At 58.8% G+C, this 16,957-nt stretch carries 10 protein-coding genes and 3 rRNA genes (1 of these 13 cut by a window edge); 8 read left to right on the top strand and 5 right to left on the bottom strand.

The features are described 5' to 3' along the window. Positions 1-6: 6 nt before the first annotated feature. A complete protein-coding gene (lapG, locus tag ACYZUM_RS27665) occupies positions 7-699 on the bottom strand; it encodes a cysteine protease LapG (RefSeq protein ID WP_007962016.1) in 693 nt (230 codons plus the stop codon). Between the two features lie 197 nt (positions 700-896). Between lapG and ACYZUM_RS27660 the strand changes: the two genes are divergently transcribed. The 5 genes from ACYZUM_RS27660 (at position 897) to ACYZUM_RS27640 (ending at position 7,974) form a co-directional block, all read left to right on the top strand. Beyond that, a complete protein-coding gene (locus ACYZUM_RS27660) occupies positions 897-1,607 on the top strand; it encodes a GntR family transcriptional regulator (RefSeq protein ID WP_108181296.1) in 711 nt (236 codons plus the stop codon). Positions 1,608-2,375: 768 nt separating this feature from the next. After that, the gene (locus ACYZUM_RS27655; RefSeq protein ID WP_041070902.1) at positions 2,376-3,152 is read left to right on the top strand and encodes a DUF3050 domain-containing protein; all 777 of its coding nucleotides are present in this window, start codon (positions 2,376-2,378) and stop codon (positions 3,150-3,152) included. Continuing rightward, entirely contained in the window at positions 3,149-4,078 is a 930-nt protein-coding gene (locus ACYZUM_RS27650) for a diiron oxygenase (protein WP_041070899.1), read from the top strand. Before ACYZUM_RS27655 ends, ACYZUM_RS27650 begins: the two co-directional genes overlap by 4 nt. 13 nt (positions 4,079-4,091) lie before the next feature. Then, entirely contained in the window at positions 4,092-7,484 is a 3,393-nt protein-coding gene (locus ACYZUM_RS27645) for a non-ribosomal peptide synthetase (RefSeq protein WP_142580082.1), read from the top strand. Between the two features lie 22 nt (positions 7,485-7,506). After that, a complete protein-coding gene (locus tag ACYZUM_RS27640) occupies positions 7,507-7,974 on the top strand; it encodes an SRPBCC family protein (protein WP_108181293.1) in 468 nt (155 codons plus the stop codon). Positions 7,975-8,120: 146 nt separating this feature from the next. On the opposite strand, the gene ACYZUM_RS27635 is transcribed toward ACYZUM_RS27640, so the two are convergent. Further along, on the bottom strand, positions 8,121-10,001 hold the full coding sequence (locus ACYZUM_RS27635; protein ID WP_108181292.1) for a methyl-accepting chemotaxis protein: 1,881 nt from the start codon (positions 9,999-10,001) through the stop codon (positions 8,121-8,123). A gap of 311 nt (positions 10,002-10,312) precedes the next feature. Between ACYZUM_RS27635 and ACYZUM_RS27630 the strand changes: the two genes are divergently transcribed. From ACYZUM_RS27630 to ACYZUM_RS27620, 3 genes are all read left to right on the top strand, one after another. Beyond that, positions 10,313-10,813 carry a sigma-70 family RNA polymerase sigma factor gene (locus tag ACYZUM_RS27630; RefSeq protein ID WP_086795007.1) on the top strand — a complete coding sequence of 167 codons (501 nt, stop codon included), beginning with the start codon at positions 10,313-10,315 and terminating at the stop codon, positions 10,811-10,813. Next, positions 10,813-11,814, top strand: a complete 1,002-nt coding sequence (locus tag ACYZUM_RS27625; RefSeq protein ID WP_108181291.1) for a FecR domain-containing protein — start codon at positions 10,813-10,815, stop codon at positions 11,812-11,814. Before ACYZUM_RS27630 ends, ACYZUM_RS27625 begins: the two co-directional genes overlap by 1 nt. 87 nt (positions 11,815-11,901) lie before the next feature. After that, positions 11,902-14,394 (top strand): TonB-dependent siderophore receptor, encoded by a 2,493-nt coding sequence (locus ACYZUM_RS27620; RefSeq protein ID WP_108181290.1) that lies wholly within the window; start codon positions 11,902-11,904, stop codon positions 14,392-14,394. 233 nt (positions 14,395-14,627) lie between these two features. Here ACYZUM_RS27620 and rrf (ACYZUM_RS27615) read toward each other — a convergent pair. The 3 genes from rrf (ACYZUM_RS27615) to ACYZUM_RS27605 form a co-directional block, all read right to left on the bottom strand. After that, positions 14,628-14,743, bottom strand: a 5S ribosomal RNA gene (gene rrf / locus ACYZUM_RS27615). A gap of 105 nt (positions 14,744-14,848) precedes the next feature. Next, positions 14,849-14,964, bottom strand: a 5S ribosomal RNA gene (gene rrf, locus ACYZUM_RS27610). Positions 14,965-15,118: 154 nt separating this feature from the next. Continuing rightward, a 23S ribosomal RNA gene (locus ACYZUM_RS27605) occupies positions 15,119-16,957 on the bottom strand; it runs 1,053 nt beyond the window's last position.

Here is a 16,957-nt window from a genome sequence, read left to right as displayed (position 1 = left end):
GTGCTCCTAGTTAGTCGTTTCGACCGGAAAACCTTCGGCCTGCATTTTCTTCAGCACATCCTGCCAGCGCGACAGGCGTTTGGTGTCACCGACCTTTTTGTTGCCCTTGGCTCCCGGCAGGTACAGACCTTCAGCATTGAAAGAGTAGACCGGCAGCAAATCGGTTCGCTGGGACGCAGGCTGAATAGGATCGATCAGGCTGTCGAGCACCAGCGGCATGGCATCGGGGGTGGCGTAGTAAGTCAGTACCATGTGCGCGCGATTCTGGCGCAGTGCCTTGACGTAGGTGATGCGCAGCTTGTCACTGGAAACCCCGAGATGGCGCAGGCTGAAATACTTGGCGATCGCGTAGTCTTCGCAATCACCGGCGCCTTTCCACAGCGCTTCGATCGGTGTCTCCCAATAATCGACCTGGCCCCACAGATCGATGTCCTCTACATAGCGCACCTGTTTGTTGAAAAACAGGTTCACGACTTTCAGCTTTTCCATCTCGCTGACTTGTTTCTGCGTGGCCAGCAGGTTCTGCCAGGCATCGATCCGCTGCTGCCCGGCGCCCAGCGGCCCGTACAGCGCCGTGGCTTTGCGGCTGATCGCGGAAAAATCCCAATCGGCATGCAGACCGCCCAGCATGACGCCGGCCAGCAGCAGTGCGCAGCCTAGCCAGCGCAAAGTCCGAGGGATCGCGAAACGTACCGCCACAGCTGGTTTCCAAGGGGGCAGGAAGGAAAGCGTTTGATGGTGAAGCTTAGCCCGGCAAAAAACAATGGCACCATGAGATCATCGCCAGCGCGCTAAACTTTACTCAGGACAGCAATCCTTTACGTGGTTTGACAACCTGTAGAGCAATCACTAGTGTCTTTGGATCCAAATTACGTCTTCATTCAGGGTGAGTAGTTGTGACACAGAAGCCCAAACCGCTGCACAGCATCAAAGTCGATGGGCCGATTCCTGCACATCTTGCCCGTTCGATCATCGAGGAGACGTTGCGCTCGGCGATCCTTGACGGTCGTTTACCGTGCGGCACTGCCCTGCGTCAGCAGGATCTGGCTGACCTGTTCGGGGTCAGCCGCATGCCGGTGCGCGAGGCTCTGCGTCAGCTGGAGGCTCAGGAGCTGCTGAGCGTCACGACCCACAAAGGCGCCGTGGTTGCCCCGCTGATTCAGGGCGACGCTACCGAAACCTACGAGTTGCGAATCCTGCTCGAATCCGAAGCCATGCGCCAGTCGGTTCCGCTGCTGACCAGCACCGATCACGCGCTTGCCGCCAGTTTTATCGAAGCACTTGAGACCCAGCACGACTACAGCGAAATCGGTCGGCTCAATCGCCTGTTCCACATGGCGTTGTACAGCAAGGCGCCGAATCAGCGGTTGCTGCGACTGGTCGAAGGCGGCCTGAATGAAGAAGAGCGCTTTCTGCGTTTCAACCTTGAAGCCATGGGCCTGGGCAAACTGTCCCAGGAAGATCACCGCGCGATGCTCCAGGCCGTAATCGAACGCGATGTCGAACTGTCGGTGAAGCTGCTCACACAACACCTCAACCGTGGCGTCGAGGTGATCACCCGTTACCTCGCCAGCCCTGCCGGACAACACCGCAAGGCCGTTCGCTGATCCCCTCCACGCCGGTTTCAGGCCCTTGCAGCTGACCGGCGAATAACCCGCTTACAAATCCTCTCTACGGTCTGCCGCAAACCCGGTGGCGGATTCGCCTGTTCGCTCTAACCTCCCAGCGCCCCCATAAGTCCGGTATTGCAGCTCGCCGCGGACGAATCGGTCATAGCCGTCCCGCCAATTTACCCGCACTCTTGAACAGCCAACCCATGAAGAACGGGGACGCACCGCACCGCCGGCGCAGTCCTCGCACCAGGAACCTACGGAAGGAGCCTTGCCACGGGATAAAAGGAAGTTACGGCGCCGTTCCCGGCCAACTTTCACCCCTATACATAACTTCAACCCTTGTATCGAAAAGTTGCTCTGAGTGAGGCATTCACTCTTGTCTTCAATTTTGGCCACTGTTCGCCGAAAGGAGCAACTACGCCCAAGTAAAACCTAATTAATAAGTTTTACCGGATCGTCTCATACTTAAAAAACAGCAAACTTAAAATAATTAAAAATAAACTTGTTAAGTTATTTGATGATGTATTAGCTTTTCCTCGCCGAGCAGGTTAAACCCCGCAAACACGGCACGGCTCCGCACTCAGCTGACAGCCTTGGCAAATAGTCGCCCAGGCATAGCCCAGAGCCTCCCATGCACTTCGCACACTTTCATTTATCTGAATGAGGCCAGCGCTCGCCACTATAAAAGTTCAAGAAACAGCCAGTCCGCGTTGACGCACCGAACGAGCAACTTTCTCTATTCCAATAACACCGAGGTTAGCCATGATGCCAACTAAAGAACAACTCGCCCTGATAAAAGCTCAATTGAGCGTTCATCCGATCTTTACTGAAATCGATTCGTTATCGGTACTGCGCCGGTTCATGGAATCCCACGTCTTCGCCGTCTGGGATTTCATGTCGCTGACCAAGCGTCTCCAACAAGAACTGACCTGCACCCGTCTGCCCTGGCTGCCGCCGCGTGATCCGCATGCTGCGCGGCTGATCAACGAGATCGTGCTCGGCGAAGAGTCCGACGACCGTCCCGCTCACGGCCATTACAGTCATTTCGAGCTGTATCTGGACGCCATGCGCGAAGTCGGTGCGAGCACCACGGCAGTCGAACGCTTTGTCGCGTTGCAACAGGAAGGCGTGAGTTACGACGTCGCCCTGCAAAGCGTGGAAGTGGATCCGGCAGCAGCAAAATTTGTTCGCGAGACGCTAAACACCGCGCTGCATGCGCCAGGCCACAGCGTCGCTGCCGCGTTCCTGCATGGTCGCGAGAGCGTCATCCCGACCATGTTCCAGCGCATCCTCGATGACTGGGGGATCGGTATCGAACAGGCGCCGACCTTTCGCTATTACCTGGAGCGCCACATCGAGGTCGATTCCGAAGATCACGGTCCGGCGGCGGAGCAACTGCTTGAGCGTCTGGTCGATGGCGATCCGCAACGCGAAGCCGAGGTCTACGCCAGCGCCATCGCGGCAGTGGAAAGCCGCATCGCCTTGTGGGACGGCCTGCGTCTGAGCATGCGCGAACCGTTGGCGGAGGTGGCCCAATGAACGCCGCCGATTACCAATCCTTCGCCGACGCCTGGGAAAGCCGCGCCACCATCCGCACCCGGCCACGGCGCGTACTGGAAGACGATGAGCGCCTGATCTATCCGTTGAGCCGCCAGCCCTTGGTACTCAGCGAAACCTTCCTGCGCGAGTGCCCGCAACAACGGGATTTTGCCCTGGTGCAGACGCTGTACAAGTTCATCAACGACGTGGTGATTTTCGAGACCGAGATCGTCGACAAGACCGCGCGCAGTATCGCCAAGAATCGCTTTGCCGTGGCCTTCCCGTTCGCCTGTCGCTACGACGCCATGACCGTGGTGGTGGACGAGGATTACCACGCGCTGGTGGCGATGGACTTCATGCAGCAGACCGTGGCGATGACCGGCATCGAGCCGATCGAACTGCCCACTGAAATCGAACTGAGCCGGGCAATTCCTGCCGCCGTGGCACTGGCGCCCGAGCACCTGCGCAGCGCAGTGGAACTGATCTGCGTGGCCATCGCCGAAAACACCGTAACCGGCGATGTCGCAGCGTTTGCCCGGGACGATACGGTCAAGCCGTCGATCAAAGGCCTGATGGCCGATCACTTGCTCGATGAGGGCCGGCACTCCAGTTTCTGGGCGCGCATGGTGCGCATCTATTGGCACACCACCAGTGACGCAGACCGGGAAACCATCGCGCAGATCCTGCCGGTGTTCATCGGCCATTACCTGACCAACGACATTCAGAAGTCCTTCGATCTGCGCCTGATCGACGCCTTGCCGGTCAGCGATGCCGTGCGCCGTTCCCTCAGTGACGAGATGACCGGGCTGGCCTTCCCGATCAATCGCCACCATCCGCTGGTGGGCAACATCGTGCGTTTTTTCCACAGCAGCTCGCTGCTCGACACGCCCTGCGTGCAGCACGCCCTGCGCGACTATCTGGTTTGATGAGGAGGCTGACATGAGACGTCTCGACATTTTGCTGATTGGCGCCAGCCAGGCCATGACCGACCTGGCGCAGGAACTCGAACAACACGGTCACACCTTGCTGCGCAGCGGCGCGGCGCAATCGCCGGTGGATCTGATCATCGACGATGGCTTCATCGGCGCCGGCGATTTCTGCGCCATCCCGCACTTGCATCTGCGCCTGGGTATCGCTGCGCAAAGCCTTGGCGGTTTACCAACGCTCGACCTGCTGTGCTTCCTTGGTTCGTCTCTGATCTGCCGAGTGCCGATTGGCGATGAGCCGTCCGGCAACGGTCAGGCTCTGCGCCAGCGGGTGCTGACGCAGGTGGTCGACGAAGTTGCGCTGCTGGTCAGCCGTTTCTCCCGCGATGCCGAGTATTTCCAGCAGGTGATGCCCGCCACGGCAGCGGATTTCGAACAGGTGGAAGACCTGCGGTTTCTCGACAGCCTGGCCTACGTCCATCGCCTTAACGACACGGCCAACCCGATGCTGCTCAAGCAGGCGCAGATCCCGTTGATCGAACGCCTGCAACGCAGCCTGATCGAACACGCCGAGCGACCGGCGCTGCACCTGGCCGAGCAGTCGCTCAGCTATCGCCAGTTACACGCCCACAGCTGTGCGATCCAGCAACGCCTGCTGCCATTGCTCGAGCAACATCCGCAGCCGTGGATCGTAGGTATCTGTCAGCCGAAAAGCCCGGCGCTGTTTGCCTCGATTCTGGCGGTGCTCGGCAGTGGCGCGGTGTACCTGCCGCTGGAGCCGAGCCATCCGTTGCAGCGCCAGCAATACATCCTGCAGAACGCCGGCGCGGTTTTGTTGCTGCACGACGGCGAGCACCCGCTGAGTGAGTCAATGCCCGGTCTGGATGTCAGCTGTATCGACAGCGCGGATGCGGATCCCAGCCAACCGTTGATGCGTCAGCGGCCGACGCTTGAAGCGCCGTGCATGGCGCTCTATACCTCGGGCACCACCGGGCATCCGAAGGGCGTGCTGCTGAGCCAGGCGAACCTCGCGCACTTCACCGCGTGGTACGCCGATTACGTGCAGTTGCGCGCTGAAAGTCGGGTCTTGCAGTTCTCTTCGCTGAGCTTCGATTCTTCGCTGATCGATATCTTCCCGAGCCTGCTGCAAGGCGCCGAACTGGTGGTGCCGGATGACACCCAGCGCCGCGATCCGCTGCAACTGGTGGCGCTGATCCGCCGCCGGCAACTGACCCACGCGTTTCTGCCGCCGGCGCTGCTGAGCATCCTGCCGCTGGAGCAACTGCAAGGCGTCGAGGTCATGACCGGCGGCGACGTCTGCGAGCCCTTCGTCATCGAGCAACTGACCCGTCAGGGCAAGTTGCATAACCTCTACGGCCCCACCGAAGCCACGGTGCTGATCACCGCCCGGCAACTGCAACCGGGTGACAGCAACCGCACCCTCGGCGCGCCGATCGCCAACAGTCAGGTGCTGATTCTCGATGACGACTTGCAACCGGTGCCGGAGAACACCGTCGGCGAATTGTTCATCGTCGGCCCCGGCGTTTGCCTCGGTTATCTGAACAACCCGCAGCAGACCGCCGAGCGCTACCTGACCCTGCAACTGCCGCACGGCCAAACGTTGCGCGCGTACCGCAGCGGCGACATGGCCAAATGGGGCGAGCACGGTATCGAGCTGTGCGGACGGCGCGACAATCAGGTGAAGATCCGTGGTTTCCGGGTCGAGCCGGAAGAGATCGAACGCTGCCTGCGCGAGAGCCAGTTGTACCGTCAGGTGGCGGTGGTGATCGACAGTCAGCGGCGGATTCTGGCGTTCCTTGCGCAGCCGCAGTCGGACGCTGCACGCGATCTATTGAAGGCGCATGCCCAGCAGTTTTTGCCGGACTACATGCAACCGGTGGCGTGGACTGAACTGCCGCACATGCCATTCGCCAGCAACGGCAAGGTCGACCGCAAGGCGTTGCTGGAACTGCCGGTGAGCGTGCAGGACAGCGGCCCGAAATGCCTGCCGGCAAATGCCGACGAAGCGCTGCTGCTGGAGATCTGGGCGGAACTGCTGGAGCTGCCCACCAGCGATATTTCCACCGACGAAAGTTTCTTCAACCTCGGTGGGCATTCGATCCTGCTGTCGCGCATGTTGCTGCGTTTGCGTGAGGAATTCGGGCGCAGCATCTCGATCAACCGCTTCATCGAATTGCCGACCATCATCAAGCTCGCAACGCTGGTGCGCGGGACCGATGACAGCGCGGTGCTCAGCGCCCAGGCCATGGCCGACGCCGAACGCCCGCTGAACATCGAGCCGTTGCCGATCAGTCGCCTGGGCGATGTGCACAAGGTGATCGTCACCGGCGCCAACAGCTTTGTCGGCGTACACATTGTCGAAGCGCTGCTCGGCTGGGGCGCCAGCGAGGTGGCGTGTCTGGTGCGTGACGGTGGCGGACAAACGGCGGCGCAGCGCTTTGCCCAGGCGTTGCGCGAGAACCGTCTGGAGCATCTGGACCTGAGCCGGGTGCGGATCTACTCGGCAGACATCACCCGTCCGCAACTGGGCTTGGCCGACGCCGATTATCAGCGCCTGGATCGCGAGTTCGGCGCACTGGTGCACAACGCCGCCAACGTCAACCATGTGCTCGATTACGAGTCGCTGGCCGCGGATAACGTCGAGCCGATTTTCGAGCTGCTGCGCCTGTGTGAAGGGCGCAGCAAAAAGGTCTTCAACTTTGTCTCGACGCTGTCCGCTTCCAGCACCGTCGATGACGAAGGCCGCGTGCTCGAATTGCCCGCCGCACCGACCCCGCCGATCTACATCCGCAATGGCTACAACCTGTCGAAGTGGGTCGGCGAGCGCATCCTTGAACGGGCGCGCGAGCGTGGGGTGTGGGTCAACCTGTATCGCCCCGGCAACATCAGTTTCAACAGCCTGAGCGGCGTCTGCCAACCGCACAAGAACCGTTTGATGCTGATGCTCAAGGGCTCGATCCAACTCGGTCAGGTGCCGGCCTTCGCACTGAATTTCGACCTGATGCCGGTGGACTTTCTCGCCCGTTTCATCGCCTTCCACGCCAGCCGTTATTCGACCGAGCGAGCGGTGTTCAACCTGCACAACCCCGAGCCACTGAGTTGGGATGCCTACGTCGCTTCGTTCCGCGAAACCGGCAGCGAATTTTCGCTGGTCAGTTTCGCCGACTGGCAACAGCAACTGGGCCGGGTCGACGCCGACAACGCGCTGTTCGGCGTGCTCGGTTTCTACCTCAACGGCTTCGAGGAAGACATCGGCGACATCTCCCTGATCGGCCACGCCAACGCCCACGCCGGGGTGCAACAAATGGGCGCGCAGTACCCGGAAAAATCCCCGGCGCTGCTGCGTCGCGGCTGCGATTACCTGAAACAGATCAACTTCATCTAGTTCATCAAAAAGGAGCAACACCATGAGCAATCTGCAACCCGACACCTTGATCAAAAACCCGCACGGCTGCCACGTTGTTTCGTCGGTGGAAGTGCCGGCGGACGCGGCGCAAGTTTGGGCGGTGGTCGGCAATTTCGCCGGTTTCGACCGGTTTATTCCGGCGTTGTCGCACATCGAAATGACCGGTGAAGGCGTGTCCTCGCTGCGCAAGAAGTTCTTCAAGGACGGCAACGTGGTGGTCGAGCAACTCAACTCCCGCGATGAGCAGGCGCGCGCCATGACCTGGACCACGATCTACAACACGCTGGGTGTGGCCAATCTGTGGGCGGCGATGAACGTGGAATCTTTGGGGGTGGGCAAGTCGCGGGCGACCTGGACGATTATTGCCGAGCCGGCCAGCGGTGGTGCCGAGGCGCTGCCGGGGTTCAAGGATTTCGTGCAGGGGTTTGCCGATGATGCGATGGGGAATGTGCTGAAGCTGTTTGTCTAAGGCTTTGGCTTTGCGGTGATTGTCAGACCGCTTTCGCGAGCAGGCTCGCTCCCACATTTTGATCGCATTCCTTCTGTAGGAACGCGGTCAATTTGTGGGAGCGAGCCTGCTCGCGAAGAACGATAACGCGGTCTCGAATCTGACAATCAGATCTTGAAGCTGTCGACCAACTGCTTCAACCGATTCGCCTGCTGCGACAACGCATCACAATCCTTCAACGTTTCATTGAGGTTGGCGACGCTCTGCTGGTTCAGCAGGTTGATCTGATTGACGTCGACGTTGAGGGTTTCCACCACCGCCGTCTGCTCTTCCGTCGCGGCAGCCACCGACTGGTTCATGCCGTCGATTTCGCCGATGCGCTGGGTCACGCTGACCAGGCGCAGGCCCGCCTGATTGGCCACTTCCACGCTCTCTTCGCTGGACGCCTGACTGGCGTTCATGGTGGTCACCGCTTCACGGGAACCGACCTGCAACGAAGTGATCATCTTGTGGATCTCTTCCGCCGATTCCTGGGTGCGATGCGCGAGGTTACGCACTTCGTCCGCCACCACCGCAAAACCACGTCCGGCTTCACCGGCACGGGCCGCTTCGATGGCCGCGTTGAGCGCCAGCAGGTTGGTCTGCTGCGAGATGCCTTTGATCACATCGAGGATGTGGCCAATGTTGTCGGTGCTGGCATTGAGGGTTTCGATCTGGGTGCACGACAGGCTGATCTTCTGCGACAGCTCGGTCATCGCCTGAATCGTCTGTTCGACCACCTGACGACCGTCATCGGCCTGCTCGCTCGCGCCGCTGGCGTGTTGCGAAGCGTCGGCGGCGTTGCGGGCGATTTCCTGAGTCGCGGCGCCCAACTGGTTGATCGCGGCGGCCACGCTGTTGGTGCGGGCGCTTTGTTCGTCGGAACCGATGATCGAAGCGTTGGACGAGGCCATCACCCGTTGCGACAGGTCGTGTACATGACGGGTGGCCGACGACACTTCGGAGATCGACGCATGAATGCGCTCGACGAACTGGTTGAACGAACTGCCCAGTTCAGCGAACTCATCCTTGCCTTGCACGACCAGACGACGAGTCAGGTCGCCTTCGCCCTGGGCGATGTCCTGCATCGCACGACCCATGGTGGTCAGCGGACGCATCAGAACGTTGATCAGCAGGCTCAGCAGCAGCGCAATCGCAGCGACCGCGACGAACATCGCGATCAACGCCGAAGTGCGGAACTGGCTGAGCGCGGCATAGGCCTTGTCACGATCGATCGACAGGCCGATGTACCAGTCGGCATTCGGCAAGCCGCTGACCGGGGTGAACGACAGGATGCGCTCCTGGCCGTTGAGTACCACGTTCTGGTTGCCCTTCTCGATGCGCACGCCGGCGTTCGGGTAGATGTCCTTGAGGTTCTTCATCACCTGGTCTTTGTCCGGGCTGACGATTACCTGACCGTCACCGCTGACCAGGAATGCGTGACCGAGGCCACCGAAGTCCACCGAATTGATGATCTTCACCAGGGTTTCCAGGCTCAGGTCACCGCCGACCACACCCAGCAATTCGCCATTGTTTTTTACCGGCATGGCGATGGTCACCACCAGACCACCGACCGCCGCCATGTACGGCGGCGTCAGCATGGTTTTGTCGGCAGCGACGGCTTGCTTGTACCAAGGGCGCTGACGCGGGTCGTAGCCGTCCGGCATCTTCGCGTCAGGGCGCTGGGTGAACACACCGTTGGCTTGACCGACGTAGGTGAACTGGAAGTTCGAGGTGAAGGCCGGTTGATCGACCAGCCCCGGGAAGTCGGCGTTCTTGCCCTGATGGGCAACGTTTTGCGCGAGGTTTTCCAGCACCAGAATTCGCCCGCTCATCCAGTTCTGCACGCTGCTGGCGGTCAGATCGCCGGCCTGCTGCACGGACGACTGGAGGTTCTGGCGAATGGTGTTGCGCTGCAGGTAGTCGTTGTAGAGGGTGAACAAAGCGAAAGCCAGGACCACGACGCCCGAGGCGGCCAACAGGATTTTATGGCTGAACTTGAGATTCATTTCATGGGACTTCTTATGCAAAAGTGGGGATGCGTTCCGGGATGCAACATTCCATGTACAGCGCAGGCGGCGTTCTGACGGCCGCTCTACTTTGGTGCACGCATGTCTCACCAGTCTGTCGGCACGCTTCGGAGAAAACTTAGCGCTTTGCAGGAAATGCACGGCATTTCTGCCAGATTCCCGCCGAACGGCGTGCCAGAGCGTTCGTCTGTCATTTTTTGATGACTGTTTTGCAGCGCCGGTTGCAAATTCTGTAGCCCTTGATGACAATGCGACTAATTATCATTTGTGACGTTCGGGCTGTTGCGTTCATGTCCTCACCTGAGTTTGCAGTGCAGGCGCTTTACAGGAGTCATCACGGCTGGCTCAACGCCTGGCTGCGAGCGCGACTGGGCAATGCCGCGGATGCGGCGGATCTGGCCCAGGACACCTTCGTCCGTCTGCTGCAGCGCAGCGAACGCCTGGAACTGAAAGCACCTCGCGCATTTTTAAGCACCATCGCCCGTGGCCTGGTGATCGACCTCTGGCGTCGTGAAGAAATCGAACGCGCCTATCTCGAAACCATCGCCCACTTGCCCGAAGCCGAAGCCCCAAGCGCCGAAACCCGCGCGCTGGTAATCGAGTTGCTCGAGAGCATCGCGCGCATGCTTGAAGGCCTGCGACCGAAAGTGCGTCAGGCGTTTCTGCTGGCGCAGTGCGAAGGTTTGACCCACAAGCAGATTGCCGCGCAGATGGGTTTGTCACTGCGCTCAGTCGAACGTTACGTCGCCGCTGCGCTGTATCACTGTTACGTGTTGCGGTATGCAAGTTGATGCCTGTGGATAACAACTCAGTCGGGCGTCGCGCCGAGCCGCCGCAACAGGTGGTCAAGCAAGCCATTTACTGGTTCCTGCGGCTGCGCAACAACCATGGCAATGCGCGTCTGAGTCATCAGTGCGACGCGTGGCGCGCCGAACATCATGAACATGAACTGGCCTGGCAGCGCGTGCAGTCGCTGCAGGCTGAACTGAGCCATAACCTGCGCGCCGTGCCCGGTGCCCAAGTGGCGTTCCATACGCTGGAAAACAGTGCGCAAGGGCTCGGACGGCGACAAGCCTTGAAGCTGCTGTCTGGCGCGGTGCTGATGGGCTCCGCGGCATGGCTGGCCAAGGACACCTCCGTGTGGCAGCAGTGGCGCGCTGATTACGCTACGGCGACCGGCGAGCGTCGCGGGTTCCAGTTGCCCGACGGCACGCGGATCGAGCTGAACACTGCCAGCGCAGTGGATCTGGATTACACCGCGCAGCAGCGGCTGATCAAACTCACTCGCGGCGAAATCATCGTCACATGCGGCGGTAACGATGAAGGCGCGGCGTTCAATCGGGCGCTTCGCGTAAAAAGTCGTCACGGCGTTTATGAGCCGACCCACGCCCGCTTCATCCTGCGTCAGGACAGTGATTGCACGCGTCTGAGCGTCACCCACGGCCGTGTGACCATTCATAGCGCTGGCACCTCGGTCGAGGCACTCGCCGGGCAGACCTACCTGATCGATCACCACCAGGTACGCCCGGCGCCGCCACCAAATATGGACGCGGGCGCGTGGGTCGACGGTCTGATCGTCACTCGCAATATGCGCCTGGGCGACTTTCTCAACGAGGTCGGACGTTATCGTCCAGGTTTCGTGACGTGCGCGCCGGCGGTGGCAGATTTGCGCCTGTCCGGCGTATTCCGCCTGGAGGACACCGACAAGCTGTTGACCATTTTGCCGCAGACGTTGCCGGTGCAATTGCGCTACCGCACCCGGTGGTGGGTAATGATTGAGGCAGTGGCCTGAAATTATTTTGGCGGTTTTTTGCGGCAAATCCGGCTTGGTCAGTAAGCACTTCCATTCCGCTTTAGCGACTTGCCACGGAAACCGACAATGACTGTCCGCATCACCTCTCTGCATTTCACTGCCGAATCAGGCCTGTTACGCCACGCCGTTCGCGCCGCCCTGCTCTCCACTGTTCTAGGCACCGGAGTGTTGCCTGCCCTGAGCCTCGCCGCCAATGCCAGTGAAGCGAGCAGCCATCGCTACAACATTGGCGCCGGCCCGTTGGACGACGCGCTGAACCGGTTTGCGCGCGAGGCGGGTATCACTTTGTCGATGACACCCCAGCAAACGCAGGGGCGGCAGTCGCCGGGCGTGCAGGGCGAATATTCAACCGATCAGGCGTTGAGCCATTTGCTGAGTGGCTCGGGGCTGGAAGCGGTCAGCCAGGATGGCAGCAGCTATATTCTGCACTCGGTCAGCGACAGCGATGCACTGGCGCTGCCGGCCACTGATATCAAAGGCTTCGCTCTCGGTAACGCGCTAGGCAGCATGGAGGGCTACAACGCCACCCACAGCCAGATCGCCACCAAGACCAGTACCGCGCTGCTGGAAACTTCGCAAAGCGTATCGGTGGTGACTCGCGAGCAAATGGACGACCAAGGCTCGCAGACCGTCTCCCAGACGATGCGTTATACCCCCGGCGTGCTGACCAACCCTTACGGCGCGACGCATCGCTACGATTACGTGGCGATGCGCGGTTTCAACGACGGTTCGGTGGACAACATCTATCTCGACGGCCTCAAGTCGATGGGTGACAGCGGCACCTACAGCACCATGCAGGTCGATCCGTATTTCCTTGAACGCGTGGATATTCTCAAAGGCCCATCGTCCGTGTTGTACGGTCGCAGTTCGCCCGGTGGACTGGTGGCGCTGACCAGCAAAAAACCGTTGTACGAGGCCTATCATCAGGTTCAGGCCACGGTCGGTACCCAAGGTCAGCGCGGGGTCGGGTTTGACTTCAGCGGCCCAGTCGATGACGACAAGCGCATTGCCTATCGTCTGACCGGTTTGACGGATCAATCCGACACGCAATTCGACCACAACAAGGAAAAACGCTTCGCTCTCGCCCCGACCCTGAGCATCGATTTCACTGAAGACACTTCGCTGACGCTGCAGGCGTATCTGCAGCACGATCCGGATGGCGGCTACCACGGTGGCGTTCCGGCGGATGGCACGATTCATCAGCGCAACGGCAACCGCATCTCGCCGCACTTCTTCGAGGGCGAGCCGGGAGTTGATGGGTATTCGCGGGATCAGCAGTCTTTTGGCTATCAGTTCGAACATCGCTTCAACGATGTCTTCACGGCGCGGCAGAATTTCCGTTACCTCGACTCCAAAGTGAACATGGATCAGGTCTACGCCTATGGCTGGACGACGCCAACCAGCAACGAACTGAACCGCTATTACACCGGCGGCGATGAGCGTCTGCATGCGTTCATCGTCGACAACATGCTGCAGGCCGAATTCTTCACCGGTGCCACCAAGCACACCGTGTTGATGGGCGCAGATTATCAACGGCGCAAAACCGTGGTCGACTGGACCAGCGGCGGCCTGGCGCCGATCAATGCCTTCGATCCGGTCTACGGCAATTCGGCGATCGACATGTACGGCGAGACCAGTTATCTGCGCCGCCTGGAACAAACCGGCGTATACCTGCAAGACCTGATCGAGATAGACCAGTGGCGCTTCTCACTCGGACTGCGTCAGGACTGGGTCGAGACTTCCGATGAGAACCGTATCGCCGAAGCGGGACGGCCAGTGGGCACCGAAATCAACGACCGCCGCACCAAACTGACCGGCCGCGCTGGCGCCTTGTATCTGTTCGAAAACGGCTTGGCGCCGTACATCAGCTATTCCGAGTCGTTTAACCCGAACTCATATGCCGACAGCGCCGGCAATCCGCTGCCGCCAACCGACGGAACGCAATGGGAAGTCGGCCTGAAGTACCAGCCGCCGGGCACCGACAATCTGTTCACCGCCTCGCTGTTCCATATCGATCAGGAGAACCTGGCGACCAAGCTGCCCCAGGAAAATTTCTACCGTGCTGTCGGCGCCGTGCGTTCGCAAGGTCTGGAACTGGAAGCGCACATGCAGGTGACCGACAACCTGAAAGTGCTCGGTAGCTATACCTTCACCGATATCGAGTATTCGAAGTCGATGGTCAGTACCCTGAGCACGCCGACCGACGTGATCGAAAACAAAGGCAACTCGCCGACTCAGGCTCCGCGGCACATGGCATCGTTGTGGGCCGACTACAAGTTTGATAGCGCGGCACTGGATGGCCTGCGTTTGGGCGGTGGTGTGCGTTATGTCGGTTACAGCTGGGCGGATGCGGAAAATACACTGAAGGTACCGTCTTACACGTTGTTCGACGCATCGATCGGTTATGACCTGGGCAAGGTCGGCTTGAAGGGCGTCGACGTTCGATTGAATGCTAACAACCTGACCAACGAGTCTTACGTGGCCTCCTGCGCCAGTCTGAGCTTCTGCTACATGGGCGAAGAGCGCAACATCGCGGCCACAGTCAGCTACCAGTTCTGAACCTTAGCCTTGTGCATAAAAAAGCCAGCCCCTGATCATTCAGGGGCTGGCTTTTTCGATTTTAAGGGCGCCGTTCAAACGGCCTCAGCTGAGGCGGTGCGATTACTCCATGACAAACCGTTCCGGAAGGTTGCGTGGAAGATCAATACAGCTCGCAAAGCGGCATGAATTTTGAATTCCCTGAAACGACAAAACCCCTGTCTGCGTTAGCAGACAGGGGTTTTGGAATTTAATCTTGACGATGACCTACTCTCACATGGGGAAACCCCACACTACCATCGGCGATGCATCGTTTCACTTCTGAGTTCGGGATGGGATCAGGTGGTTCCAACGCTCTATGGTCGTCAAGAAATTCTGTATCTGGCCCGTCAACACGGTAACGTGCCAGCAAAATCGGTGACTTCTACTAAAACAAAACCCCAACTGCTTTCGCAATTGGGGTTTCGGAATTTAATCTTGACGATGACCTACTCTCACATGGGGAAACCCCACACTACCATCGGCGATGCATCGTTTCACTTCTGAGTTCGGGATGGGATCAGGTGGTTCCAACGCTCTATGGTCGTCAAGAAATTCGGGTACTGACTCGTGACCAACTGGCCTCGCTTCAGCAAATCGGGTATGTGATACAGGTGCTTTGTGAGCTGCGCGAACTTTCGGTTCATTGCGTCTTCACACACCGCAATCTGGTCTCTTTCGAGCATTCAGATTGCTTGGGTGTTATATGGTCAAGCCTCACGGGCAATTAGTATTGGTTAGCTCAACGCCTCACAGCGCTTACACACCCAACCTATCAACGTCGTAGTCTTCGACGGCCCTTCAGGGAACTCAAGGTTCCAGTGAGATCTCATCTTGAGGCAAGTTTCCCGCTTAGATGCTTTCAGCGGTTATCTTTCCCGAACATAGCTACCCGGCAATGCCACTGGCGTGACAACCGGAACACCAGAGGTTCGTCCACTCCGGTCCTCTCGTACTAGGAGCAGCCCCTCTCAAATCTCAAACGTCCACGGCAGATAGGGACCGAACTGTCTCACGACGTTCTAAACCCAGCTCGCGTACCACTTTAAATGGCGAACAGCCATACCCTTGGGACCGGCTTCAGCCCCAGGATGTGATGAGCCGACATCGAGGTGCCAAACACCGCCGTCGATATGAACTCTTGGGCGGTATCAGCCTGTTATCCCCGGAGTACCTTTTATCCGTTGAGCGATGGCCCTTCCATACAGAACCACCGGATCACTAAGACCTACTTTCGTACCTGCTCGACGTGTCTGTCTCGCAGTCAAGCGCGCTTTTGCCTTTATACTCTACGACCGATTTCCGACCGGTCTGAGCGCACCTTCGTACTCCTCCGTTACTCTTTAGGAGGAGACCGCCCCAGTCAAACTACCCACCATACACTGTCCTCGATCCGGATAACGGACCTGAGTTAGAACCTCAAAGTTGCCAGGGTGGTATTTCAAGGATGGCTCCACGCGAACTGGCGTCCACGCTTCAAAGCCTCCCACCTATCCTACACAAGCAAATTCAAAGTCCAGTGCAAAGCTATAGTAAAGGTTCACGGGGTCTTTCCGTCTAGCCGCGGATACACTGCATCTTCACAGCGATTTCAATTTCACTGAGTCTCGGGTGGAGACAGCGCCGCCATCGTTACGCCATTCGTGCAGGTCGGAACTTACCCGACAAGGAATTTCGCTACCTTAGGACCGTTATAGTTACGGCCGCCGTTTACCGGGGCTTCGATCAAGAGCTTCGCGTTAGCTAACCCCATCAATTAACCTTCCGGCACCGGGCAGGCGTCACACCCTATACGTCCACTTTCGTGTTTGCAGAGTGCTGTGTTTTTAATAAACAGTCGCAGCGGCCTGGTATCTTCGACCGGCATGAGCTTACGGAGCAAGTCCTTCACCCTCACCGGCGCACCTTCTCCCGAAGTTACGGTGCCATTTTGCCTAGTTCCTTCACCCGAGTTCTCTCAAGCGCCTTGGTATTCTCTACCCAACCACCTGTGTCGGTTTGGGGTACGGTTCCTGGTTATCTGAAGCTTAGAAGCTTTTCTTGGAAGCATGGCATCAACCACTTCGTCACCTGAAAGGTAACTCGTCATCAGCTCTCGGCCTTAAGATCCCGGATTTACCTAAGATCTCAGCCTACCACCTTAAACTTGGACAACCAACGCCAAGCTGGCCTAGCCTTCTCCGTCCCTCCATCGCAATAACCAGAAGTACAGGAATATTAACCTGTTTTCCATCGACTACGCTTTTCAGCCTCGCCTTAGGGACCGACTAACCCTGCGTCGATTAACGTTGCGCAGGAAACCTTGGTCTTTCGGCGTGGGTGTTTTTCACACCCATTGTCGTTACTCATGTCAGCATTCGCACTTCTGATACCTCCAGCAAGCTTCTCAACTCACCTTCACAGGCTTACAGAACGCTCCTCTACCGCATCACTTGCGTGATACCCGTAGCTTCGGTGTATGGTTTGAGCCCCGTTACATCTTCCGCGCAGGCCGACTCGACTAGTGAGCTATTACGCTTTCTTTAAAGGGTGGCTGCTTCTAAGC

The organism is Pseudomonas sp. m6p, assembly GCF_055760375.1.
The sequence above is the reverse complement of the archived record's forward strand: the minus strand, read 5'-3'. Positions and strand labels throughout refer to the sequence as shown.

Coding starts and splice junctions, on each gene's coding strand:
- ACYZUM_RS27655 (WP_041070902.1), top strand. CDS start 2,376: ATGATGCCAACTAAAGAACAACTCGCCCTGATAAAAGCTCAATTGAGC.
- ACYZUM_RS27650 (WP_041070899.1), top strand. CDS start 3,149: ATGAACGCCGCCGATTACCAATCCTTCGCCGACGCCTGGGAAAGCCGC.
- ACYZUM_RS27645 (WP_142580082.1), top strand. CDS start 4,092: ATGAGACGTCTCGACATTTTGCTGATTGGCGCCAGCCAGGCCATGACC.
- ACYZUM_RS27640 (WP_108181293.1), top strand. CDS start 7,507: ATGAGCAATCTGCAACCCGACACCTTGATCAAAAACCCGCACGGCTGC.
- ACYZUM_RS27635 (WP_108181292.1), bottom strand. CDS start 10,001: ATGAATCTCAAGTTCAGCCATAAAATCCTGTTGGCCGCCTCGGGCGTC.
- ACYZUM_RS27630 (WP_086795007.1), top strand. CDS start 10,313: ATGTCCTCACCTGAGTTTGCAGTGCAGGCGCTTTACAGGAGTCATCAC.
- ACYZUM_RS27625 (WP_108181291.1), top strand. CDS start 10,813: ATGCCTGTGGATAACAACTCAGTCGGGCGTCGCGCCGAGCCGCCGCAA.
- ACYZUM_RS27620 (WP_108181290.1), top strand. CDS start 11,902: ATGACTGTCCGCATCACCTCTCTGCATTTCACTGCCGAATCAGGCCTG.